Raw genomic sequence first — 24,560 nt, forward strand, 5'->3', positions numbered from 1 at the left:
TACTGGATCCTCTCCGGGGCACGCCCGCCCGTCAAGGGGGTGGGCGGCGGTCTCGGTATGCGGGCGCCCCTTACGATCGGACGCACGGGCCCCGGGGCCCGGGGGAGGCAGGAGAACGGTGAGCACACTCGCCAACGCGCGGGACGTCCTGCGGCTGCTGGCGCGCCTTCAGCGCGACCTGACCGTGACGGACGTGGCGGGCGCCCTGGACCTGCCGAAGAGCTCCGTGTCGCGGACGCTGAGCATGATGGCCGAGTACGGCTTCCTGGACCGCGACCCGGTGAGCCGCGCCTACCGGCCCGGCGAGCTCGTCATGGAAGCCTCGTACCACTTCCGCGCCTCCCGCTCCACCGCCTCGCTCCTGGAGGAGGAGCTGGCCAGGCTGGTCGCCGACATCGGCTACACCGGTTACGTGGACGTGCTCGACGGCGCCGAATCGCTGGTGCTGCACATGCGCATCGGCACGGTCGGCGCCCTCCAGGCGTACACCCCGGCCGGCACCCGCGCGCCCGCCTACGCCAGCTCGATGGGGCGCGCCCTGCTGGCCCGCCTGGACGACGCGCAGGTGCTGCGGCTCGTCGGCGCCCGCCTCGGACAGGCCACCGGATCGGCCCCCCGCACCCCCGGCGAGCTGGTCTCCTCCCTGGCCCGGGTGCGCGCCGACGGCTGGGAGTCCTCACGCGGCGAGTTCGTGCCGAACGTCGCCGGGATCTCCGCCGCCGTCGTGGACGGCGACACGGGACAGGTCTTCGGCATAGGGATCGCCCTGCCCGCCCCCGAGCTGCGCCACGAGAACGAGGCCCGCTTCGGCCGTGCGGTGCGGGATGCCGCCCGGCGCGTGGGGAAGCGGATCGGCGATCCGTACTGGCTGCGGTACGTGGCCGAATAGGACCCGGGGCCGGCCCTCAGGCGAGCAGCGGCCCCAGCATCGCGCCCACCACCGCGCCCGGGGTCAGCACCGGGGCGGTGATCCCGGCCGCGCGCAGCGCCTCGCGGTGCCGGGTCCCGTAGCCCATGCAGTCGAGCACCAGCGCGTCCGCCCCCGCGTCCAGCCGGGCGTGGGCCGCCGCGCGCAGGGCGCCGTCGCCGTCGGCGTACGGCGAGGCGGTGCTGAACGCCGGGGCCGGGTCGAGCGCCCGCCACTTCGTCCGCGCCTCCGCCACCTGCTCCGGCAGCGGTACGACGATCCCGACCCGGCTGCCCCGCAGCGCCGCGCCCACGTACCCCGTGAGCAGTGCGTCCGGCTCGACCAGCCGCGCCCGCCGCGTCCGCAGCCCCGGGAACTCCCCGGTGCACAGGAGCACCACGACGTCCGCCCCCTCCGCCTCCACCCGCTCCACGAGGGCGACGAGACCGGCACCGACGGCGTCGGCGTCCAGCGTCACGGGCATCCCGTCGCTCAGCCGGCTCAGCAGTGTCGCCCGCCCCGGCACCGCCCCGAACCGCGCCTCCGCCTCCGCTCGGCCGAGCCCGTCGAGGACCCCCGCGTGCTGTACCCGGGCGGTGGGCGGCAGCTCCGCCTCGATGGCCACGGAGAGGTCGGGGCGGGGAGACTGTCCGATGGTCAGGAAGGTCACGGTGTGTATGGGCCTCGCCTCGACGTTGTTCCGGATAATGGAAGCCGGATGCATGCTACGGAACAACGTGAGGCCTGGCATCGCCCGTACGGCAGGCGGAGGCCCCCGGCGGTGGTCACCGCCGGGGGCGTCACGGGGCGGAGCCGGTCACCCCGGACCGGTGCCGCCCCTCTCGTCACGGCGGAGTGCCACCGCAGCCCGGTGGCCGGGCGGGACAGCGATGTCCGCCAGGAGCCAGCCGCCCGGGGCGGCCGGAGCCGGCCCGGCACCCACGTACTCCGCCGAGGGGTCCGCGCCCAGGCCGATGCCGAGGCCCTTCAGATACGCCTCCTTCCTGGTCCACACCCGGGCGAAGGCGGCCGGCCGCGACGCGGGCGCCAGCGCGGCGAGTTCCGCCGCCTCCAGGGGATGGACCACATCGGCCGCCTCCAGGAGGGTGAGCGGGTCCGGTACGGGCTCGACGTCCACGCCGACCGGGGTGGCGGCGACGGCGATCAGGCTCAGGCCCTCGCAGTGCGAGAGCGAGAAGTGCAGGGGCCCGTCCGGGATCACGGGCCGCCCGTGCGGTTCGCCGCAGCCCGGGCAGGGGGCCCGGGCCACCGGCACCGTGCGCGGGGCGACGCCGAGGTGGTTGCCGAGGACCCGGCGCAGGCCGACGTGGGCGCACAGATACGTGGCGCGGTCGGTGGGGCGGCGGAACTCCTCGGCCCGGGCCAGTTCGGCGGGGCCGAGCACGAGCGGGGCGTACCGGGTCGCGGTCTCCTCGTGCGCGGCGGTGGCCACCAGCCAGAGCTGCGGGCGGCCGGGGCCCGGACCGGCCGGCGGGGGCAGCGCGGCGGGCAGCGGCGGCAACGCCGTGGGCAGGAGGGCGGATTCCAGGACGGCGGATTCGAGGACGGGTGACGGGCGGGGATCCAGCAGGGACATGGTCGCCTCACACGGCGGTGGCGGTGGGCTCGGGGGCGGCGGAAGCCTTCGGGGTGGGGGCCATCCGCGTCAGGGGGGCGCGCAGGGCGAGCGTGGCGGCGACCGGTGAGAACAGTGCGACGGATGCGCACAGCAGCCAGGTGCCGGTCACGCCCAGGGGCGCCGAGAGCGAACTGAAGACGGCCAGGGACAGGGGCGCGGCCCCGATGCTGGACAGCGAGAACGTGGACATCGCGGCGCCCAGCTTCCCCTCGGGCACGGCCTGTTGGTACGCGGTGACCAGGGCGGGTCCGTTGAGTCCCGAGAACAGGCCCACCGCGCACGCCGTGACCGCGAGGACCGCCGGCGAGGGCACCAGGGCCATGGAGCCCATGCCCACGGCCAGCCCGGTGCCGGTGACGATCAGCTTGACCGGGACGGGGATGCGGTGGGCGAGCGCGGCACCGGCCGCCGCTGACGCCAGGGCGCCCGCGCTGAACGCGGTCAGGGCTGCCGCGACCGAGCCGATGCCCCAGCCTTCGCCGGACGCGCGCAGCGGGAGGGCCACCTCGGCCGGCCAGAGGAACGCGAAGTCCATGCAGAAGCAGGCGATGAACATCCAGCGCAGCCGGGGGTGGGCGCCCAGGAGGAGCAGTCCGTCACCGGAGCGCCGGAACAACGACGGGCGCGGCCCGGTGCCGCGCTCCGGCCGGGTCATGCCCCGGGTCACCTGGAACGCGCAGACCAGCCAGACGGCGCACCCGGCCGCCGAGACGAGCATGACCCCGGACAAGCTGCCCGCCACCACCAGCCAGGCGCCCAGCGGTGATCCGGCGATCGGGGCCAGCCGCATCACCATGGAGAACAGCGAGTTGGCGCGGCCCAGGTGCTCCTGAGGGGCCAGCCGGGTGAGCAGGACGCCCGACGCCGGGCCGGTCAGGCCGAGCAGCGAGCCCTCGACCACGGCGACGGCGATCAGCGGCCAGATGCTGTGGGCGCCCGCGGTGACCAGGGCGCCGATCACCAGCACGACGAGCCGGGTGGCCGTGGCTCGGAGGAGGACCGCGCGCGGGCCGAGGGCGTCGGCGAGGGCGCCGCCGAACAGCAGCATCAGGGCGCGCGGCAGCGTGGAGGCGAGGATGACGAGCGTGACCGCAGACCGGCCGCCGAGCTGGACGGCCGTCCAGTTCATGGCGATGATCAGCGCGAAGCTGCCGCACTGCACGGCCGCCTGGCCGGTGACGAAGCTGCCGATGCGCCGCCAGTCGGGAGCGGGGCCCGCCTCGGACGGCGGGGCGGTGGGGTTCGTTGTCATGGGTTCGGCTTCCTGGGGTCGGCTGTCCGGGGTGGGGGCCCGGGGTGGCGTTCTGGGGTGGCGTTCTGGGTTGGCTTTGTGCGAGGTGCGGGGTGCGGCGCGCCCGTGGTTCAGCGGCGCGTGACGCGGACGTCGACTCCGGTGTCGTCGCCGCGCAGCGTCGCCGCGACGGCCAGTGCGGCGGCCCGGCACGCGGCGCGCCGCAGGGCCCGCCGGTCGTGTGCGGAGCGGGTGCGCCCGGGGGCACGGAGTTCCAGACGGCCGCCGAGGTAGCCCCGGCCCGCCTCGGCCAGGGCCCGCTGGGCGGCGAGCCGGGCCGCGTGGATCACGGGTTCCGGGGCGCCGGTGACCGGGTCCGGGGTGTCGGTCACGGGTTCCGGGGCGCCGGTGACCGGGTCCGGGGTGTCGGTCACGGGATCCGGGGTGTCGGCCACGGGGTCCGGCTCGTCGGTGACGAGGTCCGGCGCGTCGGTCGCGAGGTCCGGGCCGTCGGTCGCGGGGCCCCGGCCATCCGCGTAGCGTACGCCGTGGCCGGCGGGCCCGACGGTGACGCCGGGGGTCTCGCGCAGCACGAACCGGGCCCGGACGGTGCGGTGGCGGCCGGTGACGCGGCGGGGCCGCCGGGGCGGGGTGGGCCGGCCCCGGGAGGCCCGCCGGGACGCGGGCATCGCGCGGCCGTTCACGGCGTCGCTCCGGCGGCCGCCGGGTCGGCGGGCAGCGGGGCTCCGGCGTCGAAGGGGCCGCCATCCGGCCACCACAGGTCCTCGGGGCCCAGCGCGCCCACCTCGTACTTGCCCAACGCGCTGACAAGCAACCGCAGTTCGAGCGCGATGCTCTCGGCGAGCCGTATCAGGCCGTGTTCCGGGTCCTCGTCCACGGCGACCAGCGCGGCGCGGCCGAGCCCGACCGCTGTGGCGCCCAGGGCGAGGGCGCGCAGGGCGCGGCCGCCCTCCCACATCCCGCCGCTCGCGAGCAGGCAGCCCCCGGGCCGCCCGATCCGGTGCAGGCACTCCGCCAGCGGCAGACCGACCTGGTCCAGGAAGACCCGGGGCGCCCATCCGGTGCCGCCCTCCGCTCCGTCCACGGTGACGGCGTCCGCCCCGGCCGCCCACGCCGTGCGGGCGGCGTGCGCGATGTCGCGGCCCGGGTGGAACTTCACCCACGTACGGGCCTTGGGGAAGTTGTTCCGCATGAAGCGCAGCTGCTGGCGCAGGATCTCGTCGGTGAAGGTGCCCGGCGTGGCGCAGCGCAGCCGGCGCTCGTCGTCCGCGCCGAACGCCTCGGTGATTGTGAAGCGGTCCGCCAGCTGGGCCACCTCCGCGTCCCCGACGACGGTCATGCCGCCCAGCCCCGGCTTGGCGCCCTGGCCGGTCTTCAACTCGAAGGCCAGACGCCCCGATGCGAGCAGCGGCCGGGTGGCGGGGTCGCTGTAGAGAAGGTTCCAGACCTCCGAGTCGGCGTCCTCGGTGGACTGCTGGACGACGATCCCGCCGACTCCCTCGGGCGCCGCGGCGAGATACGCCTCGATGCGCGCGAGGAGCGCGGAGCGGGCGGCGTCCCCGCCGCGCCGGTAGCCGTGCACGGGCACCATGTTCTCGCCGATGACCATGGGGATGCCGAGCCGGCCGGCCTGCCGGGACGCCTGCACGGCAAGGTCGCCGCTGCCCGCCCGGGTCGACCCGAAGGCCGACAGGTACAGCGGCAGCGAGGCGGTGAAACCGCCGGTCCTGACGCCCACTTCGACGTCCCCGAACTCCGGCTCGCGGGCGAGGGCGATCAGCTTCTCCAGCCGCTCCGGCATGAAGACGGGCGGCACGATCCTGGCCCGGTCGAGCGCGTCCGTACCGGCCGCACGCCCGGGGCCGAAGAGCTCTCCACCGTACGAGGCGGGGTCGGGGAACACCTCGGCGGTGCCGCGCCGGGCGCGGGCGCGGATCTCGCGCTCGGGGAGGCCGGGGGAGGTCAGGGCGCTCACGGGGCCACCACCCCGGGGAGCTTCGGGTAGGCGCTGACCTGCCACAGCGAGTCGAGTCCGGTGAGGAAGCGGACGAGGCGCTGAAGGCCCATCCCGAAGCCGGCGCTGGCCGGGATGCCCTCGCGGGCCTCCTTCAGATACCAGGCGTACTTGGCGGGGTTCTCGCCGCTCTCGCGCATCCGCGTGACGATGGTCGCGTAGTCCGACTCGCGCTCGCTGCCCGAGACCAGCTCGCCGTAGCCGTGCGGGGCGATCAGGTCGAAGTTGCGGAGCACACCCGGGCGTTCGGGGTCCTCGCGGTCGTAGAAGCCGCGCGAGCCCTTCGGGTAGTCGTTGATGAAGAACGGCCGGTCGCTCTCCAGGGAGAGGAGCCGTTCCCCGGTCCAATCGATCTCACTGTCGGGGCTCTGCGGGTGACCGGCCGTCAGCAGGCGCGAGACGGCCTCCTGGTGGGTGCACACGTCGTACTTGCCGCTACGGACGTCCGCGAAGTCGGCCTCCCGGCATCCCAGTTCGGCGAGGACCCCGGGGACGGCGGTCCACACGTGCTCGGCGACATGGGTGAGGAGCCCGGCGGCGACCTCCTGGGCGTCCTCGCGGCTCGCCCCGGCGATCTCGACGTCGATCTGATGGAACTCGACCAGATGGCGGCCCGTGGTGGCGGTCTCCTCCGGCTCCACGCGGACGTTGGGCGCGATGTAGAACAGCTTCGGGAAGCCGTGCAGCGACGCCTGCTTGTACAGGATGGCGCTGGTCATCAGTTTGTACGGGCGCCCGTAGTAGTCGACGTCCAGCGCCTTGGCGCCCCGGCCTCCCGGGTCGGTGACGGGTCCGACGAGCGGGGGCAGCAGCTCCGTGAAGCCCGACCGCCGCAGGAAGTCGCGGGCCGCCCACAGCGCCTCCTGCTGGACGAGCATGGCGGCGCGCAGCCGCGGGGAGCGCAGGTGCTCGCCGAGCGGGGGCGGCAGGGCGGGTCCTGCGGGCTGCGGGGCGTGGTCCATGACGGGCTCCTGTTCGTGGCGGTGGTGAGAGGTGGTGGTGTGTGGCCGGTACGTGGTCAGGGGGCCGGCCGGCGGCCGGTCGTAGCGGTCGGCCATGTGGTTCAGGGCGGTGAGGAGGCCGTTCGCGGTGAGCGGCGCCAGGTCGGCCGGGGCGTCGGGGCGGACCGGCATCGCGCCGGTGTCCGACCAGCGCAGCCGCCCGTCCGAGCCGATGACGCTGCGGGAGCGGCCGGCGTTGTCGGGGTGGAGGCAGAACGGCACGTCGAGCAGGCCGCGTTCGAAGGCGGCGGGCAGCGCGCGGGCCAGCTCGGGGTGGAGCCCGAGCACCGCTTCCACCAGGGCCCGGGCCTCCGTGTAGACCTCGGAGTCGCCCCGGCCTCCCGGCAGCGGCGGACCGGCGAGCGCGGCGGCCGCCGCGGCGGTTTCCAGGGCGCGGACGTTCTCGGCGACGGTCGGGATACGGCGGGACTCGGCGGTCGTCTTCACCAGGAGCCGGTCCGCCCCGGCCCGCACCGCAAGCCTCGCCGACGCTTCGAGCAGCCGGGTCGCCCCGCGCTCGGTGCGCGGATAGACGCCCATGTAGGTGTAGAGGACGACGTGGTGGTCGACGTCCGCCGGCAGCAGCTCACCGGCCAGCCGGCGCAGGGCGCGTATCGCCTCCTCATCCTGGCCCGGGTCCGTCTGCTGCGCGTAACTCAACGAGACGCTGCGGACCCCGTGCTGGGCGAAGAACAGGCATTCCAGCACACTCATCGCGACGAGCAGCCCGGGCGGGCAGAGCTGGCCGAGCAGACAGCCGCCGAAGCTTTCGAGGTGCGGCACGGAACCGGGGCGGGCGTGTCCGGCGAGGAGTTCGCAGCCCTCGGCCCAGGCGGCGACCGACTCGCGCAGCGGGGTGCGGCCGTACGGCAGGCAGTAGGAGACGGGCCCGCCCTCGGTCGCGTCGAGGCCCGCGGCGAGCAGGGCCCGGACGATGGCCTGCGGGCGGGCGGAGCCGTGGCGGACCTGGACCGGGAAGCCGTCGTCGTGCACCCCGTCGAGCAGGGCGCGGGTGACGGCGAGCGGGTGCGTGGCGATCGGGTAGCCGTTGAGACCTGCGCCCTCGGCGAGTGCGGCACGGGCGCCCGCGAGGTCGCCGACGCGGGTGTAGCTGTCGATGGTGAGCGTGCCGACGGTCGTGGCCGTGGCGGCCCGGGTCCGCTCAAGCCCCGTCCGCATGGCGTGCGGATCGCCGAAGCCCATACGGGGCTGGACTACCAGCCGCCCGGCGGCGGCCGATGCCGCGACGAACGCACCGAACGGGCCCGGGGCGGCGGCGGTCATGCCCCCACCCGGGCGGGGGCCGCGAGGAACGCGCACAGGGCGTCCAGGTCACCGGCCCCGTCCCCGAGGACGGCGTCGCAGCCCGCCGCGCGCAGCCGGGCCGCCTCCGCCTCCCGGGAGTGGCCGGCCGTGCCCAGCTTGCCGCCGACCGCCACCGGCAGGGCGGGCAGCTCCGGTTCGGCCCGCAGCGCGCGCACGGCGGCGAGCGCGTCCCGGTAGCCGTGGCCGTTGACGCTGCTGAGCACGACCGCGTCGGGGGCATGCCGGCGACAGGCGGCCGTGAGCAGACGGGGACTCACGCAGGGGCCCAGCGCGACGACGTCGTGCCCCCGCTCCTCCAGGAACAGCCCGAGATACACGAGGTTCCAGGTATGGGAGTCCGAAGCGGTTCCGCTCAGGAGTATCTTCATGCCCTCGATAGTATTTTCGCGAACCCCTGGCGGGCGGAAGTAGAGGCGGAAGTCGAGCGGCAGTAGCGGGCGGCAGTTTCCCCTTTCCGGGTTTCCGGGAAAGGCGGCCGGCGGGCATACGGAAATGCCGTGCCCCCGCACGAGCTGCGGGGGCACGGCAGGGGCGCTGCGGCCGGTCAGGCGTACTGGGCGACCAGGCTCCGGGGGCGGATGTCGGTCCAGTGCGCGGTGATGTACTCCAGGGCCTCGGAGCGGTTACCGGGTCCCCAGACACCCTCCCAGCCTGCCGGGATGTCCGCGAAGGCCGGCCATAGGGAGTGCTGGCCCTCGTCGTTCACCACGACGTGGAAGGAGCCCTCGGCGTCGTCGAAGGGGTTCGCGATGTCGCTCATGAATAACTCCTTGTTCCGTTTTCCCACAGGCTTTTTGCCTGCAGTGCGGAGAGTTTCTCCGCGATGACTTTTCCGATGTGTGCGAGAGGTTCTTCCTCGGCCATCCGGAGATGCGTGGATTCCACGGTGTGATTTTCCACCCGGCCCGTCAGATACGGATTCCAGGTGGCGGCCAGCGCACCTTCCGGTTCGCCGGGCCTGCGGGCGGTGAAGAAGACCGCGCCGGTGTCCGCGACCTCCGGCGTGTGCCGCGCCATGAGGGCCGCATGGGTCTCGGAGGCCCGCGCCACCGCCCGTATCTCCTCGGCACTGAAGCCGTCGAGCACCGGGTCCACCGCCTCCGGCAGCGCGTCCTCGTCGGGCACCGCCTCCCGTTCCCGCGCCGGGAACACGGACACGCTGCCCGGCCCGGTCTGGTGGACGTCCATCAGCGCGAGCAGTTCGACGCGCTGACCGGCCGCGCGGAGCCGGACGGCCATGGTGTGGGCGACGATCCCGCCGAAGGACCAGCCGAGCAGCCGGTACGGGCCCCAGGGCTGGACCTGCCGGATGCGCTCCAGGTAGTCGTCGGCCATCTCCTCGACGGTGCGCGGGAGATGGCCGGGCTCGCTCAGCGCACGGGCCTGGAGGGCGTACAGCGGCTGGTCGTCCCCGAGGTGCCGGGCCAGGCCCGCGTACGACCAGCCGACCCCGGTCCCCGGGTGCACGCAGAACAGCGGCCGGTGGCTGCCCCGGGTGTTCAGCGGCAGCAGGACGCCCATGGCGCCGGCCGTGCCGTCCGGGTCCTGCGCGCCGAGCAGCCCGGCCGGGGTCGGGGCGCGGAACAGGTCCCGGACCGTCCGGTCGATGCCGAGGACCGAGCGCACCCGGCTCACCAGGCGCACACCGAGCAGCGAATGCCCGCCCAGCGTGAAGAAGTTGTCGTCCAGACCGACCCGGGGCGCGCCCAGGATCTCGGCGAACAGCCCGCACAGCACCTCCTCCCGGGCGTTGCGGGGCACCCGGTGCTCGGCGGCCGGCCGGTCCGGCGCGGGCAGCGCCCGGCGGTCGGGCTTCCCGTTGACGGTCAGCGGCACGGCGTCCAGGACGACGACCGCCGAAGGCACCAGATGGGCGGGCAGCGCGGTACGGGCCAGGGCGAGGACGTCCGCCCCGGTCACCTCGGACCCGGCGCGCGGCACCACGTACCCGACGAGGCTCCGCTCGCCCGGCCGGTCCTCGCGTACGACGGCGAGGGCCTGGCCGACCGAGGGGTGCGCGGCGAGCGCGTGCTCCACCTCGCCCGGCTCGATCCGCACCCCGCGCAGCTTGACCTGGCCGTCCGCCCGCCCCAGGAACCGCAGTTCGCCCTCCGGAGTCCAGACGACCCGGTCACCGGTGCGGTACATCCGGCTGCCGTCCGCCTCGAACGGATCGGGCACGAACCGCTCGGCCGTCAGATCCGGGCGCCCGGTGTACCCGCGCGCCACATGCGTACCGGCGATGTACAACTCACCGGGCACGCCCGGCGGCACGGGCCGCAGCGCCGCGTCCAGGACGTGGCTGCGGGTGTTGTCCATGGGGCGGCCCAGGTGCAGCCCGGACCCGCCGAGCGAGCCCCGGCCGCCGGTGAGCCACTGGTTGTGCGAGGCGAACGTCGTCTCGGTGGGGCCGTAGGAGTGGACGAGGACGGTGTCCGGGCAGTATGTCAGGACCCGTTGCACGGCGGTGGGCGAGAGGACATCGCCGCCCGTCCACACCTCGCGCAGCAGCCGCAGCGTGTCCAGCGCCTCGTCGGCCATCACATGGAACAGGCCGACAGTGAAGTAGGCGGCGGTGACGCCGTGTTCGCGGACCGCGCGGCCGGTCTCCGCCAGGTCGGTGCCGTCGCCGCGCATCACGACCAGGCTGCCGCCGTTGAGGAGCGGCACCCACATCTCGAATACCGAGGCGTCGAACCCGGTCGCGGAGTGGACCAGCATCCGGTGGGGACCGCCGGCGGTGGTGTCGCGGTCGGCGGCGAGCTCGGTCACATTGCGGTGGGTGACGCCGACGCCCTTCGGGCGGCCGGTCGACCCGGACGTGAACATCACGTACATCAGGTCGTCCCCGTCGACCGCCACGGCCGCGCGGTCCGTCTGCGGGGCGTCCTCGGCGGGCGCGTCGGTCAGGAGGACCGGTACGGAGACCTCCTCCGACACCGCGCCCGCCCGCCCGGTGTCGGCCGCGATCAGGCGCACACCGGCGTCCTGGACCATCAGCGCGATCCGGGCCCCGGGCAAGGCCGGGTCCAACGGCGCATACGCGGCCCCGCACTTGAGGACCGCGAGCGCGGTGACCACCAGCGGCGCACCGCGTTCCAGCAGCACCCCGACGGTGTCGCCCCTGCACACCCCGGCCGCGCGCAGCCGGGCGGCCAGCGCGTCGGCGCGGGCGTCCAGCTCGCCGTAGCCGAGGGTCTCCGCACCGGTGATCAGCGCGGGCGCCTCCGGCATGAGCGCGGCCCGGCGGGCGATGGCCTCGTGAACGGGGGCCCGGTCGCGGGTCGCGGTGGCCGTGTCGTTGTACTCCGCGACCAGCCGGAACCGCTCGGCGTCGGTGAGCAGGTCCACCGCCCCGATCCGTACCCCCGGATCGGCGGCGACGGTGTGCAGCAGACGGCCGACGTGGGCGGCGAGCAGGGCCGCGGTGGCGGCGTCGAACAGGTCGGTGGCGTATTCGAGCCCGCCCGCCAGACCGGCCGGCCGTCCCGCGCTGTCCTTCCGCTCCCACAGGGCGAGGGTCAGGTCGAACTTGGTGGACAGCGTTTCCAGCGGCGCCGGTTCGGCCCGGAGCAGTGGCCTCTCGGCACGGTCGGCCGTGTAGTCGTGGTGGAGCTGTACGACGAACTGGGCCAGCGGGTGATGGGCGGTGGAGCGGGCCGGGTTGACGTGTTCCACGATCCGGTCGAAGGGGAGCCGCTGATGTGCGTAGGCGGCGAGGTCCGTGTCGCGTACCCGCCCCAGGAGCTCGGTGAACTCCGGGTCACCCGATGTGTCGGTGCGCAGGACCAGCGTGTTGACGAAGAAGCCGACCAGATCGCTCAGCGCCTCGTCGTCGCGCCCGGCCGTCATGGTGGCCAGCGGCAGATCGGTGCCGGCCCCGTGCCGGGTGAGGACGGCGGCGAGAGCGGCTTGCAGCACCATGAACAGCGTCGCGCCGTGGCGCCGGGCCAGCTCCTCCAAGGCCTCATGGGTGGCGGCGTCGACGGTGAGCGGCGCGTGGCCGCCCCGGTGGGTGGCCTCGGCGGGGCGGGGCCGGGCGGCGGGCAGTTCGAGGACGGGCGGCGCGTCGGCCAGGGCCCGTTCCCAGAAGGTGAGGTGGTCATGCGCCGCCGGTCCGTCGAGAAGTTCCTGCTGCCAGAGCGTGTAGTCGGCGTACTGGACGGGAAGCGGCGCCCAGTCCGGTGCGCGGCCCTCGGCGCGGGCGGCGTAGGCGGCGCCCAGGTCCGCGAGCAGCGGGCCCGTCGACCAGCCGTCGGCGGCGATGTGGTGCACGAGCACGACGAGGACCTGGCCGCCGCCGTCGTCCGGGGTGAGCAGGGCGGCCCGCAGCGGGAGCTCCCCGGCGAGGTCGAAGACATGCCCGGCGGCCGAGGCGACCGCCGCGCGGAACCGCCCGGCCGGCACGGTCCGTACTTCGAGCACGGGCCGCGCGCTCGCCACGATCTCCTGGTACGGCTCACCGTCGACCGAGGGGTAGCGGGTGCGCAGCACCTCGTGGCGTTCCACCAGATCGGCCAGGGCACGGCCGAGGACACCGCCGTCCAGCGGCTCCGCCGGACGCAGCACCAGCGGGATGTTGTACGAGGCGCTGGGCCCTTCCAGCGCGTCGATGAACCAGAGCCGGCGCTGCGCCCGGGACAGCGGCAGGCGCTCCGGCCGCTCCGTGCGACGGGTGAGCGCGCGCCCCTCCTCCCCGGTGGCCCGGTGCTCCGCGATGCGGCGGGCCAGGGCGGCCGGGGTCGGGGCGAGCAGCAGGTCCCGGACGTGAACGTCGACGCCCAGGCGGGCCCTGATCCGGTTGGCGAGCCGCACCCCGCTCATCGAGTGGCCGCCGATGGTGAAGAACCCCTCGTCCGGGCCGACCTCGTCCAGCCCCAGGATCTCCGCGAACATCTCCCGCAGGGTGTCCACGTGTTCGGCGTCCGGCGTGCCGTCCGCCCGTGCCGCGTCGGCGTCGGCGGCCTGCCGGGCGGCGAGGGCGGCGACCCGCTCACGGCGCCCGGCGAGGGCCAGGCGCTCCTCGTCGCCCAGCAGCACGGTGTCGGCGACGGGCGCCCCGGGCCGCTCGGCGGCCGTGCGCAGAGCGCGTTCCAGGGCGCCGAGGAGGAGGCGGGCGGTGTCCTCGTCGAGGACGTCACACGCGTACTCCAGGGCGAGTTCGAGGCCGGCGGGCGTGCCGTCGGCGGTGCGGTGCTCCACGCACGCGGCGGTCAGGTCGAACTTGGTGGCCGCGGGGCCCTCCGCCCGGAAGCGGCCGGTGAGCGCGCCGAACGCGAAGGGGGCGTCGTCGGGGGGTGCGGTGCGCAGGGTCAGCATCGTCTGGAAGAGCGGGTGCGTCCCGGGCGTGCGCGGCGGGTTCAGATGCTCCACCAGCAGGTCGAAGGGGAGGCCCTGGTGCTCGTAGGCGCCGAGGTCCGTGTCGCGTACCCGCTCCAGCAGTTCGGCGAACGCCGGGTCACCCGATGTGTCGGTCGGCAGGACCAGCGTGTTGACGAAGAAGCCGACGAGCGCGCCCAGCGCCTCGTCGTCCCGCCCCGCGACCGGCGTGCCCACGGCCACCCGCTCCCCGCAGCCCGCCGCCCGCAGCGCGAGGGCCAGCGCGGCCTGGACCACCATCAGCATGCTCGCGCCGTGCGCGTCGGCCAGCAGGGCGAGCCGGGTGTGTGCGTCCGGGTCGAGGCGCGTGGAGACCACACCGCCCCGGTGGTCCGGCACGGCCGGGCGCGGCCGGTCCAGCGGCAGATCGGTGACGGCCGGCAGCCCGTCCAGCGCGGCCCGCCAGTGGGCGAGCCCGCGCGCGACGGCGGAGTCCGGGTCGTCGGCCGTCCCGAGGACATCGTGCTGCCAGAGCGTGTAGTCGGCGTACTGGACGGGAAGGGGCTCCTGCTCCGGCGCACGCCCCTCGGCACGGGCGGCATAGGCGGTGGCCAGGTCGTCCATCAGCGGCGCCAGCGACCAGCCGTCGCCCGCCACATGGTGCAGCAGCACCGCCAGTACCGCCGCCGGACCCTCGCCCCCGTCCGGCACGAACAGCGCGACCCGCAACGGCAGTTCCCGCGCCAGGTCGAACGTCTCCGATACGAAATCCGCGACCCGTTCCCGTAGCTCACCGGCTGCGCACTCGACCGTACGCGTCCGCACCGCGGACGCGGCCAGCACATGCTGGTACGGCTCGTCCTCCGGGGCCAGGAACACGGTCCGCAGCACCTCGTGCCGCTCGGCGAGATCGCCGACGGCGGCGGCGAGCGCCGCCCGGTCAGGCACCCCGTCGAGCTCCAGCACGATGGGCATGTTGTACGCGCGGGACGGGCCGTCCAGCTGGTCCAGCAGCCACAGCCGGCGCTGCGCGTGCGAGAGCGGCACCCGGTCCTCGACGGGCAACGGCTCCTCGTGGACGACCGAAAGACGCGGGTCCGTGGTCCGCAGCGCCTTGCGGTTGATCTTCCCGGAGCTGGTACGGGGCAGCGCGGCGACGATCCCCACGGCGGCGGGCACGGCGGCGGCGGGCATGCGCTCGCGCACCAGGCCGCGCAGCTCCTCGGCCCCCACCCCGCCCTCGGTGACGACGAACGCGACGAGCCGCTTGACCCCGTCCGGGTCCTGCTGGGCGACGACGGCGGCCTCCCGGACCTTCGGGTGGGAAGCCAGGACCGAGTCGACGGCGGCGGGGTCGATGCGCTGGCCGCCGATCTTCACCTCGTCGTCCAGCCGCCCGTGGTACAGGATCTGCCGGTCCTCGCCGATCGTGACGAGGTCCCCGGTGCGGTAGGCGCGCTCCCCGTCCAGCTCGGTGAAGCGGCGGGCGTTCAGCTCCGGATTGCCCAGATAGCCGCGCGACAACCCGCCGCCCAGCAGCCACAGTTCCCCGGCGACGACGGCAGCCCGCACCCCGGGCAACGGCCGGCCGATCGGCACCGGACCGTCCCCGTGCCGGGTCAGGTCGGCGACCGTCGCGACCACCGTGGTCTCCGTGGGGCCGTACGCGTTCAGCAGCCGCACCCGCTCCCCGGTCAGCTCCCGCCACTGGGCGACCCGCTCCGGAAGCGCCGCCTCCCCGTAAATGATCACCGTCTCCAGGCAGCCGGGCAGGCCCACCGCACCGGTGCTGAGGACGTGGACCAGCTCGTGCCAGTACGCGGCCGGCAGGTCGAGCACCGTGATCCCGTGCCGCGCGCAGCCGCCGAGCAGATCGCGTACATCCAGCATGTCGTCCGTACGCAGCACCAGCGTCCCGCCGGCCCCGAGCGTCGCGAACACCTCCTGCACGCTCGCGTCGAAGTGCAGCGGCGAGAACTGGAGGACCCGGGATGCGGGGCCGATGCCGTACGCGGGGACGGCGCCCGCGATGAAGTGCGCCAGCGAGTCGTGGGCGACGACGACCCCGTTGGGGGTGCCCGTAGACCCGGAGGTGTAGATCACGTACGCGGCACCGGCGGGTGCGCCCGCGCCGGGCAGGACGAGTTCACCGGCGGCGGCCACCTCGGCGGGCGCAGGCGCCAGGCCGCCGCAGCTGTCCGCGAGGATGGCCGCGTTCCGCGCGTCGGGGGCCTGGATGTCGAGCGGCAGATAGGCGGCGCCGGTGGTGAGCACGGCGAGGAGACCGACGACGGCGTCGATCCCACGGGGGCGGTGGAGGCCGACCAGCCGGCCCGGACCCGCACCCTCTGCGGCGAGGGCGCCCGCCCGCTCCCGTACGGCGGCGGCGAGCTGTGCGTAGGTCAGCCGGGCGGTGTCGTGGACCAGGGCGACGGCGTCGGGACGGGTGCGCGCCTGGTGGGCGATGAGTTCCAGCACCGGCGGGGCGGGCGAGGGAGAGGGGCCGCCGTCGAGCAGGTCGTCCGTTCTGATGGGGGGCATCCTGGGGTTTCCTCCGTCTGGGGCGCCGAGAGACCGGGGCGAACGGTTCCTCTCGCCTCCGTGTCCTTCACGCTAGGGGCCCCCGGCCGCCCCTCTCGGCAGTCCGCCCGGCAGCTCCGAGCGGCAGAAAGCGGGGGCGGAGAGCTGCCGCTCCCGCCCCCGCCCCGCGTCCTCACCCCTGCCGGGCACCCGCCCTGGTCCGGCGCCGCAGCGCCGGGGCGGCCACCGGACCGGCGTCCTCCGGCTCGATCGCGTCGGCCACGGCCCCGGCGAGCCGCCGGGAGAGCGTCGCCGCCGTCGGGTTGCGGAACACATCGCGCAACGTCAGGTCCTGGCCGAACTCCGAGCGGATCCGGTTCAGCAGACGCACCGCCAGCAGCGAGTGCCCCCCGGACTTGAAGAAGTTGTCGTCCGCGCCGACATCCCGCCCGCCCAGCACCTCCCGGAAGATCCCCAGCAGCCGCCCGTCCGCGTCCCCGCCGGCCCCCGGCGAGGCTGTCGCGGCGCTGTCATCGGACAGCTCCGCCGGCTCCTCACCCGGCGCGGGCAGCCAGGCCACCCGCACTACCCGGGCCGGGGCCAGATACTCGGGCAGCCGCTCGGCGGCCCACGCGCGCAACGCGCTCTCGGCGGGCGGTGTTCCCGGGGCGCAGGTGACGAAGACCAGCAGCCGCCCGTCGCGGACGAGGACCCGCGCCCCGGTCACCGCCGGGTGACGGGTGAGCACACCCTCCACCTGCCCGGGCTCCACCGGATAGCCGTTCACGCTCTGGACGGCCACGGGCCGCAGCGCCCCGTCCGCGCCCCGGTACGCCCGCCGCCCGGTGGCACGCAGCCCACCGTCCGGCGCCGGCTTGTGCACCTCACCCGGCACGCGGACCGGGGCCCGGCGCCCCTGCGCGTCCAGCACCACTTCCGGGCCGCCCGGCGCCGGCTGCCCGCCTCCCAGCGCGGACAGCGGCGCCTCCGGCCGAGCCGCGCATGCCTCCAGCGTCTCGGCGAGGCGCCGGACCAGCAGGGCGGCGGTCTCCGCGTCGTACAGCGCCGTGGCGTACTCCAGGACGCCCCGCAGCCCGGCCCGCTCCCCGTCAGGGCCCACCGTCTCGGTGAGCGCGAACGTCAGGTCCGACTTGGCGCCCGCACCCCGGAACGCCACCGGTTCGCCGTCCAGCGCGGACGACGTCGCGTCGGACTCGCCCGCGCCCGCCGCGTGCACCTGGAGCATCACCTGGACGAGCGGTGCGTGCGCGGACGAGCGGTGCGGGCTCAGGTGCTCCACGAGCCGGTCGAACGGCAGGTCCTGGTTGCTGTACGCGCCGAGGCCCGCCTCCCGGACCCGGCGCACCAGCTCCCTGAAGGCCGGGTTGCCGGAGGTGTCCGTGCGCAGCACCAGCGTGTTCACGAAGAACCCGACGAGCGGGTGCAGCGCCTCGTCGCCCCGGCCCGCCACGGTGGTCCCGATCGCCAGGTCCTCGCCGGCCCCGTGCCGCGTCAGCAGCGCGGCGAGCGCGGCCTGCACCACCATGAACAGGGTGACGCCGTTCTCCCGGGCGCACCGCAGCAGCGCCCGGTGGGTCTCCGCGCCCACCTCGAACTGCGCGAGCGCGCCCCGCCCGTCCGGCTCGGGCCTGCGCGGCCGGTCGGTGGGCAGCGCGAGCAGCGGCGGCATCCCGTCGAGCGCGGTGCGCCAGTACGCCAGCTGCTCACCGGCCACGCCGTGCTCACCGTCCAGCAACTCGTGCTGCCACAAGGTGTAGTCGGCGTACTGGACGGGAAGCGGCTGCCAGCCGGGCGCCCGGCCCTCGCACCTGGCCCGGTAGGCCCGGTCCAGGTCGGCGAGCAGGCAGCCGGTGGACCAGCCGTCCCCGGCGATGTGGTGCACCAGCAGCACCAGCACCTGGCCCCCGTCACCCTCCTCCAGGAGCCACGCCCGGAACGGGACCTCCGCGGCGAGGTCGAAGACGTACCCGGCGGCGGCGTCCACGGCTGCCCGCAGCTCCTCCGGACCGTCCGTCCGCACCACATCGAGCACGGGCTCGGCGTGCGCCAGCACCTCCTGGTACGGCTCCCCGTCCGCCGACCTGTGCACCGTGCGCAGCATCTCGTGCCGTCGTACGACATCGGCGAGTGCGACGCGGAAAGCGGCCGGCTCGACCGGGCGGCGCAGCCGGGTCACCACCGGGATGTTGTACGTGGCGCTCGGCCCCTCCAACTGGCCTACGAACCAGAGCCGTTGCTGAGCCGCGGACAGCGGGAGCCGCTTCGGCCGCAAGGCAGCGGGCACGGGGCGCAGCGGCGGCCGGACCGGGCCGTCGCCCTGCTCGGCGAGCCGGCGCAGCAGCCGGGCGGGCGTCGGCGCCAGGAACACATCGCGGATGGCGGCCTGGACGCCGAGCGCCTTGCGGACGCGGTTGGTGAGCTTCCCGGCGAGCAGCGAGTGGCCGCCCAGTTTGAAGAAGCTGTCGTCGGGGCCCACCTCGTCCCGGCCCAGCACCTCCGCGAACAGGCCGCGCAGGATCTCCTCGCGGGGGTCGGCGGCGGGGGCGCGCCGGTCCTCGCCGTCGAGCGGGTCACCCTGGGTGGCGGCGGTCCGCTCCGCGGCCCGGGTCAGGGCCTCGTGACGGCGGTCGATCGCCTCGCGGTCCGAGGCGGTGAGCAGGCCGGTCCGGCTGAGGGGTGTGCCGGCCGGTTGTTCGGCGTACGCGGTCAGCGCACGGTGGAACAGGGTGAGGAGCAGGCGCGCCGTCTCCTCGTCGTACAGGTCGGTCGCGTACTGGAGGCCGAGCAGTACCCCGGCGGGATCGCCGTCGGGGCCGTACGTCTCGGCACAGTTGAAGCTCAGGTCGAACTTGGCGGTGGCCAGGTCCGCGACGTCGAGGGTGCCGGATACGGCCCCCAGGGTGCAGGTGGTGTCCTGCGCGGTCTGCGTGGTCAGCATGACCTGGAAGAAGGGGTGCAGGCCGAGGGACCGTTCCGGGTTGAGGTCCTCGACGAGCAGGTCGAACGGCAGGTCCTCGTGGGCCATGGCGGCCAGGTCCCGTTCCCGGACCCGGGCGAGCAGCGTGCCGAGGTCCGGGTCGTCGGACAGGTCGGCGCGCAGGGCGAGCGAGTTGACGAAGAAGCCGACGAGGTCGTGCAGATCCTCCTCGGGCCGGCCCGCCACCGGCGTCCCCACCACCACGTCGGGCCCCGCCCCCGCCGCCCCCAGCGCGGCGCAGAGGGCGGCCCGGGCGGTCATGAAGAACGTCGCGCGGTGGGCGCGGGCGGTCGCGGCGAGCGCCTTGTGGGCGGTGGCGGAGAGGCGGGCGGTGACCAGCGCTCCCCGGTGGCTCGGCTCGGCAGGGCGGGGGCGGTCGGCGGGCAGCCGGGTCGCGGCGGGTGCTCCGTCCAACGCCGCGCGCCAGTAGGTGAGTTGTTCGTACGCCAGGCTGTCGGGAGCGGCGGGATCGCCGAGCATGTCCCGTTGCCACAGCGCGTAGTCCGCGTACTGCACGGGCAGGGGTTCCCACCCGGGTGCGCGGCCCTCGCACCGGGCCGTGTAGGCGCGGTCGAGGTCGGCGAGCAGGCAGCCGACGGACCAGCCGTCGGTCGCGATGTGGTGGACGAGCAGCACCAGTACGGCACTTCCGTCGTGCAGCGTGAACAGCCGGGCCCGCAGCGGCAGATCACGCGTGACGTCGAACGGCAGCCGCACGAAGGCGGTGACCAGCGCGTCCACGTCGTCGTCGGGCCCGCACTCCCGTACCTCCAGCCGCACGCCGGGATCACCGACGACCTCCTGGTACGGCTCCCCGTCCACGGCCTTGTAGACCGTACGGAGCACTTCGTGGCGGTCCACCACGTCACGGACCGCCGCCTCCAGGGCACGCAGGTCGGGCGCGGCCTCAAGGCGCAGCACGACGGGCGCGTTGTACGCGGCCGACGGGCCTTCGAGACGGTTCAGGAACCACAGCCGGTGCTGGGCGTACGAGAGGGGGATCACGGTTGCTGCTCCTCGGGGACGGCGGGGGCGGGCGGGAGTACGGGCCGGGGTGGAGGCGGCGGTCAGCCATCCTTGGCGGCCGTCAACTCCTCGATGTGGGCGGCGAGATCACGCAGCCTCGGGTGGGCGTAGACCGCCTTCACCGGAAGCGCGACGGAGAGTTCGGCGCGTACGCGGGAGACCAGCTTGATGGCGAGCAGCGAGTGGCCGCCCAGCTTGAAGAAGTTGTCGTCCGGGCCGATCGACGCGGCACCCAGGACCTGCGCCCACACCCGGGCGATCAGCTCCTCCGCCGGCCCGTTCAGCCCGGCACCAGGCGCGGGCGCCTCGTCGGCCGCCTCGACGCGGGCCGGCAGCGCGGACCGGTCCAGCTTGCCGCTGGGCGTCGTCGCGAACCGGTCGACCGCGACGAACGCGGACGGCGTCATGTACGAGGGCAGCGTCCGCGCCACGGCCTCGCGCAGCGCGGTGGCGTCCCCGCCCCGGTGGTAGGCGATCAGGCACGGCGTGCCCCCCGCGTCCTCGCCCAGGACCACCGCCGCCTCGGTGGCGCCCGCCCGGCTCAGCGTCGCCTCGATCTCCTGCACCTCGATGCGGTGGCCGCGCAGTTTCACCTGACCGTCGAGCCGTCCGAGGTGCACGAGGCGCCCGTCCGGCAGCATCCGGCAGCGGTCCCCGGTACGGTACATCCGGCTGCCCGGCGCGCCGAACGGGTCGGCGACGAACCGCTGGGCGGTCAGCTGCGGGCTGCGCCGGTAGCCGCGTGCGATCCGGGGCCCGGCGAGATACAGCTCCCCGGCCTCGCCGGGCCCGACCGGCGCCAGGTGGGCGTCGAGCAGCCGCATCCGCAGCCCCGGGAGCACGGCACCGATGTGCGGCTCGCCCGGCTCCTCGATCCAGCCGGCCGTCGCGTCGACCGTGCACTCGGTGGGCCCGTACACGTTCACCGCGCGCAGCAGACCGGTGCGGTGCGCGGAGGCCAGCCGGTCCCAGAGCGCCGGGCCGATCGCCTCCCCGCCGACGAGCAGCGTCAGCGGGCGCGGGCCGCCGTCCGGGGTGAGCAGGTCCAGGAGCGGTTCGGCGTGCGACGGGGTGATGTCCAGGTCGGTGAGCTTCTGCGCGTCGATGAAGGCGGCCAGCAGGGCTGGGTCGCGGCGCGTCTCTTCGTCCATCATCACCAGCGTGTCCCCGCGCGACAGCCGCACCCACTGCTGCACCGAGGCGTCGAACGACGGCGACGCGTTCCATCCGACCCGGCGCCCCTCACCGCTCGCCGCACCCGCGTCCTCCAACTCCCGCAGCAGCAGCGAGGCCGAACCGCGGGCGATTTCCACACCTTTGGGCCGGCCCGTGGAGCCGGAGGTGTAGATGACGTACGCGAGTGTGTCCGCCCCCACCGGCACCGGCGCGAACGCTCCGCCCGGGAGCCCGGTCAGCTCGCCGACCGTGACGGCCCGGGGGCCGGGAAGCGCGGGACCGGTGCCGTCCGTGACCACCAGGTCGGCGCCGGAGTCCTCAAGGAGCAGTCGCCGCCGCTCCTCGGGGAGCGCCGGGTCCACGGGCAGATAGGCGGCGCCCGCGGTGAGGGTGCCGATGATCGCGATGACCAGGTCGGCCCCGCGCGGCAGGCAGAGCGCCACGACGCTCTCCGGACCGGCACCCAGCCGGGCGATCCCGGCCGCGAACGAGGCTGCGCGCGCACGTAGCTGATGGAACGTCAGCTCTCGTTTCCCGGCGGCCACGGCGGTGCGGTTGCCGGGCACGGCCGCGAGCCGGGCCATCAGGTCGGCCGCGCCGGTCCCGGCGGCCGTGCACGTCTCGCAGAGGAAGCCGGCCGGGTGGGCGAGGGCGGGGGCGGTCGCGCGCTCGGGGAGTACGGCGGTCATGGCGGGGCTCACTTTCCGTACAGGTCGGTCGAGGGGGCGGAGGCGGGGGAGCAGTCGGACAGCGGCACCGGCTCACCCATCGCGACGAGGATCTTCCGGTCACCGGTGAACGCCTCGCGGCCGTGCGCGCAGAGGATGTTGTCCACGAGCATCACGTCACCTGCCTGCCAGGTCTCCCGTACGGTGACCGCCTGGTACGCGTCGTTGATCGCGTCCACCTCCGCGTCGGTGAGGGCGGTGCCGTCCCCGAGGAAGGTGTTGAACGGCAGCCCGTCCGAGCCGAACGTCTCGACCAGCACGTCGCGGACGTCCTCGTCCAGGCTGCGGGCGTTCCAGAACGCGAAGTGGTTGAACCAGACCCGCTCACCGGTCACCGGGTGCGTGATGATCGCCGAACGCCTCTGCCGCGTACGCAGGGTGTCCTCGTCCAGCCAGTCGTAGCCGATGGCGTGCGCGTCGCAGTACTCCTCGGCACCGGCCGGGTCCTCCGAGGAGAACGCCTTGCGCCACGGCATGCCCGCCAGGTCCGAGTAGTTGCGTACGAGCAGCCAGCCCGCCTCCGCGAACCGCGCGGTCAGCTCCGGCGGCAGCGCGGCGAGGGCCGCCCGCATGTCACCGACCGTCGTCGCGCCGCCGGTCTCGGGGGCGGTGACGCAGCCGAAGAGCAGCACACCGGGGAAGTCCAGCGTGTAGCTGTTCTCGTTGTGCAGCCGGATCGGCTGGACGGCCGGCAGGTCCGTGGACGAGAACACGCCCTCACCGAAGTCGGTGCGCGGGGTGGCCTTCTCCTTGTAGCCGGCCCGCTCAGCGACCAGCGCGTCCCGCGCCTCGGCGAACGTCGCCGCGTCGCGCACGGGCAGGCCGCGCAGCATGACCGCGCCGGACCGGTGCAACTCGGCCTGGATCGCGGGCCGCTGAGCGGTCAGCCACGCGGTGGCCTCCGCCATGGTGCCGAACTCCGGCGTATGGACGATCACCGGCTTGCCGGGCTCCCGGACGGGGGCGATACCGGTGGCGGCGGGCGGCTGGGCGAGAGCGGTCACGATGGGTTCCTCTTCCTGGGTGAAGTCGGGTGGGTGGTTACGCGGACGCGGCGGCGGAGTCGCGAACGGCGTCAAGGACCGGGTTCAGACGGGCGAAGAAGCCCGGCAGGTCCTGCTGGAAGTAGAAGTGGTCGCCGGGCAGCAGCTGCGGAACCACCTCGTGGCCGGTCACCCGCGACCAGCCGGCGAGCAGTTCCACGGGGACGATCCGGTCCTCGGACCCCCCGAACACGGCCACCGGGCAGTCGAGCCGCGCGTCCGGGGCGGTGCACCGGTAGGCGTCGTCGATCGCGAAGTCGGCCCGGATGGACGGCAGGACGATCTCCCGCAGCTCCGGGTCGTCGAGGATGCCGTCGTCGGTGCCGCCGCGCTCCTTGATGGCAGCGACCAGCTCGTCGTCGTCCAGCCGTTCCGGGTGCACCGGGCACTGGTTCGGCAGCACCGGCGCCCGGCACGCGGACGCGATCAGCAGCCGCGGCGTGCGGCCGGCGGCCCGCAGGGCGCGTACCACCTCGAAGGCGACCAGCGACCCCATGCTGTGCCCCAGCACCACCAGCTCACCGGTGTCGGCGGGCAGCGAGTCCACCACGGGCTGCGCCAGGTCGTCCACGGACAGCGGCAGGTCCTCGCAGTAACGGGCGCCACGGCCGGGGTACTGGCCGATCAGCAGCCGCACATCGGCCGGCAGGTGCCCGCGCCAGCCGCCGTAGGCGTGGGCGTTGCCCCCGGCGTGCGGCAGCACCAGCAACGACAGGCGGTGCGGTCCGTCACCGGGAAGGTCCCAGACGACGTCTTCGGGGGCGGGGGACACGGAGGTCATGAGCTGATCCGTTCTGTCTCGGTACGACGGCGGAGGGTGGGCCGGGCCTTCTTGGCGGCCGGCGCGGACTTCAGCGCGGTGATGTGCTCGGCGAGCCGGGCCGGTGTCGGGTGCTCGAAGACGTCGCGGACGGTGAGCCGGACGTCCAGGGAGACCGCGATGTGGTTGGTGAGGCGGGCGCCCAGGAGGGAGTGGCCGCCGTGGTGGAAGAAGTCGTCATCGATGCTCAGCGCTGCCTCGGCCCCCAGCGTGCGGGCGAAGAGGCCGGTCAGGGTCTCCTCCAGCGGGTTGCGCGGGGCGCGGCCCTGCGAGACGACGGGGGCCGGTTCGGGGAGGGCGTGTCGGTCGATCTTGCCGTTGGGGGTGAGGGGGAGCCGGTCGAGGACGGTGAAGTAGGTGGGCACCATGTGCTCGGGCAGGCGATCGGTGAGGTGTCGGCGGATGTCGTCTGTCGTGGTGTCGGTGACGACGTAGGCGGCGAGTTGGTGCCGGTGGGTGGTGACGGTGGCCTGGGTGATGCGGGGGTGGGTGAGGAGTGCGGCCTCGATCTCGGCGGGCTCGATACGGAAGCCCCGGATCTTCACCTGGTTGTCGGCGCGGCCGTGGTAGTGCAGGCGTCCGTCGTGGTCGAAGTGGGCGAGGTCGCCGGTGCGGTAGAGGCGGGTGCCGGGTTCGCCGTAGGGGTTGGGGATGAAGGTGGTGGCGGTGAGGTCGGGGCGGTTGAGGTAGCCGTGGGCGAGGCCGTGGCCGGTGAGGTAGAGGTGGCCGGTGACGCCGGGCGGTACGGGTTGCAGGGTGGCGTCGAGGATGTAGGCGGCCTTGTTGGTGAG

At 74.7% G+C, this 24,560-nt stretch carries 15 protein-coding genes; 1 reads left to right on the top strand and 14 read right to left on the bottom strand.

Annotated features, from left to right (window positions below):
* Nucleotides 1-118 precede the first annotated feature (118 nt).
* On the top strand, nt 119-889 hold the full coding sequence (locus ABZ565_RS21120) for an IclR family transcriptional regulator (RefSeq protein ID WP_361028887.1): 771 nt from the start codon (nt 119-121) through the stop codon (nt 887-889).
* 16 nt (nt 890-905) lie between these two features.
* Here ABZ565_RS21120 and ABZ565_RS21125 read toward each other — a convergent pair whose 3' ends face one another.
* The 14 genes from ABZ565_RS21125 to ABZ565_RS21190 all read right to left on the bottom strand — a co-directional run.
* Nucleotides 906-1,577: an AroM family protein gene (locus ABZ565_RS21125; protein WP_361028890.1), complete on the bottom strand. Its 672-nt coding sequence runs from the start codon at nt 1,575-1,577 to the stop codon at nt 906-908.
* A 147-nt stretch (nt 1,578-1,724) separates the two neighbouring features.
* A complete protein-coding gene (locus ABZ565_RS21130; protein WP_361028893.1) occupies nt 1,725-2,504 on the bottom strand; it encodes a 4'-phosphopantetheinyl transferase superfamily protein in 780 nt (259 codons plus the stop codon).
* A 7-nt stretch (nt 2,505-2,511) separates the two neighbouring features.
* Nucleotides 2,512-3,798 (bottom strand): MFS transporter, encoded by a 1,287-nt coding sequence (locus ABZ565_RS21135; RefSeq protein ID WP_361028896.1) that lies wholly within the window; start codon nt 3,796-3,798, stop codon nt 2,512-2,514.
* A gap of 110 nt (nt 3,799-3,908) precedes the next feature.
* Complete coding sequence (locus ABZ565_RS21140) at nt 3,909-4,481, bottom strand: hypothetical protein (RefSeq protein WP_361028899.1); 573 nt, start codon at nt 4,479-4,481, stop codon at nt 3,909-3,911.
* Nucleotides 4,478-5,773, bottom strand: a complete 1,296-nt coding sequence (locus ABZ565_RS21145; RefSeq protein WP_361028902.1) for a glutamate synthase-related protein — start codon at nt 5,771-5,773, stop codon at nt 4,478-4,480. The genes ABZ565_RS21140 and ABZ565_RS21145 overlap by 4 nt, the downstream gene beginning before the upstream one ends.
* Nucleotides 5,770-8,097: an amino acid--tRNA ligase-related protein gene (locus tag ABZ565_RS21150; RefSeq protein ID WP_361028905.1), complete on the bottom strand. Its 2,328-nt coding sequence runs from the start codon at nt 8,095-8,097 to the stop codon at nt 5,770-5,772. The genes ABZ565_RS21145 and ABZ565_RS21150 overlap by 4 nt, the downstream gene beginning before the upstream one ends.
* Complete coding sequence (locus tag ABZ565_RS21155; protein ID WP_361028908.1) at nt 8,094-8,507, bottom strand: cobalamin-dependent protein; 414 nt, start codon at nt 8,505-8,507, stop codon at nt 8,094-8,096. The genes ABZ565_RS21150 and ABZ565_RS21155 overlap by 4 nt, the downstream gene beginning before the upstream one ends.
* Nucleotides 8,508-8,683: 176 nt before the next feature.
* A complete protein-coding gene (locus ABZ565_RS21160; RefSeq protein ID WP_164399134.1) occupies nt 8,684-8,899 on the bottom strand; it encodes an MbtH family protein in 216 nt (71 codons plus the stop codon).
* The gene (locus tag ABZ565_RS21165) at nt 8,896-15,999 is read right to left on the bottom strand and encodes an amino acid adenylation domain-containing protein (protein ID WP_361028912.1); all 7,104 of its coding nucleotides are present in this window, start codon (nt 15,997-15,999) and stop codon (nt 8,896-8,898) included. The genes ABZ565_RS21160 and ABZ565_RS21165 overlap by 4 nt, the downstream gene beginning before the upstream one ends.
* Before the next feature lie 172 nt (nt 16,000-16,171).
* Nucleotides 16,172-19,981 carry a condensation domain-containing protein gene (locus ABZ565_RS21170; protein WP_361028915.1) on the bottom strand — a complete coding sequence of 1,270 codons (3,810 nt, stop codon included), beginning with the start codon at nt 19,979-19,981 and terminating at the stop codon, nt 16,172-16,174.
* A 62-nt stretch (nt 19,982-20,043) separates the two neighbouring features.
* Nucleotides 20,044-21,867 carry a non-ribosomal peptide synthetase gene (locus tag ABZ565_RS21175; RefSeq protein WP_361028918.1) on the bottom strand — a complete coding sequence of 608 codons (1,824 nt, stop codon included), beginning with the start codon at nt 21,865-21,867 and terminating at the stop codon, nt 20,044-20,046.
* An 8-nt stretch (nt 21,868-21,875) separates the two neighbouring features.
* The gene (locus ABZ565_RS21180; RefSeq protein WP_361028921.1) at nt 21,876-22,910 is read right to left on the bottom strand and encodes a TauD/TfdA family dioxygenase; all 1,035 of its coding nucleotides are present in this window, start codon (nt 22,908-22,910) and stop codon (nt 21,876-21,878) included.
* A gap of 37 nt (nt 22,911-22,947) precedes the next feature.
* Nucleotides 22,948-23,730 carry an alpha/beta fold hydrolase gene (locus ABZ565_RS21185; RefSeq protein ID WP_361028924.1) on the bottom strand — a complete coding sequence of 261 codons (783 nt, stop codon included), beginning with the start codon at nt 23,728-23,730 and terminating at the stop codon, nt 22,948-22,950.
* A partial coding sequence (locus ABZ565_RS21190; protein WP_361028927.1) for a phosphopantetheine-binding protein occupies nt 23,727-24,560 on the bottom strand: 834 nt, incomplete at its 5' end. The genes ABZ565_RS21190 and ABZ565_RS21185, both read right to left, overlap by 4 nt.

It is taken from the genome of Streptomyces sp. NPDC016469 (assembly GCF_040632905.1).
Classification (GTDB): domain Bacteria; phylum Actinomycetota; class Actinomycetes; order Streptomycetales; family Streptomycetaceae; genus Streptomyces.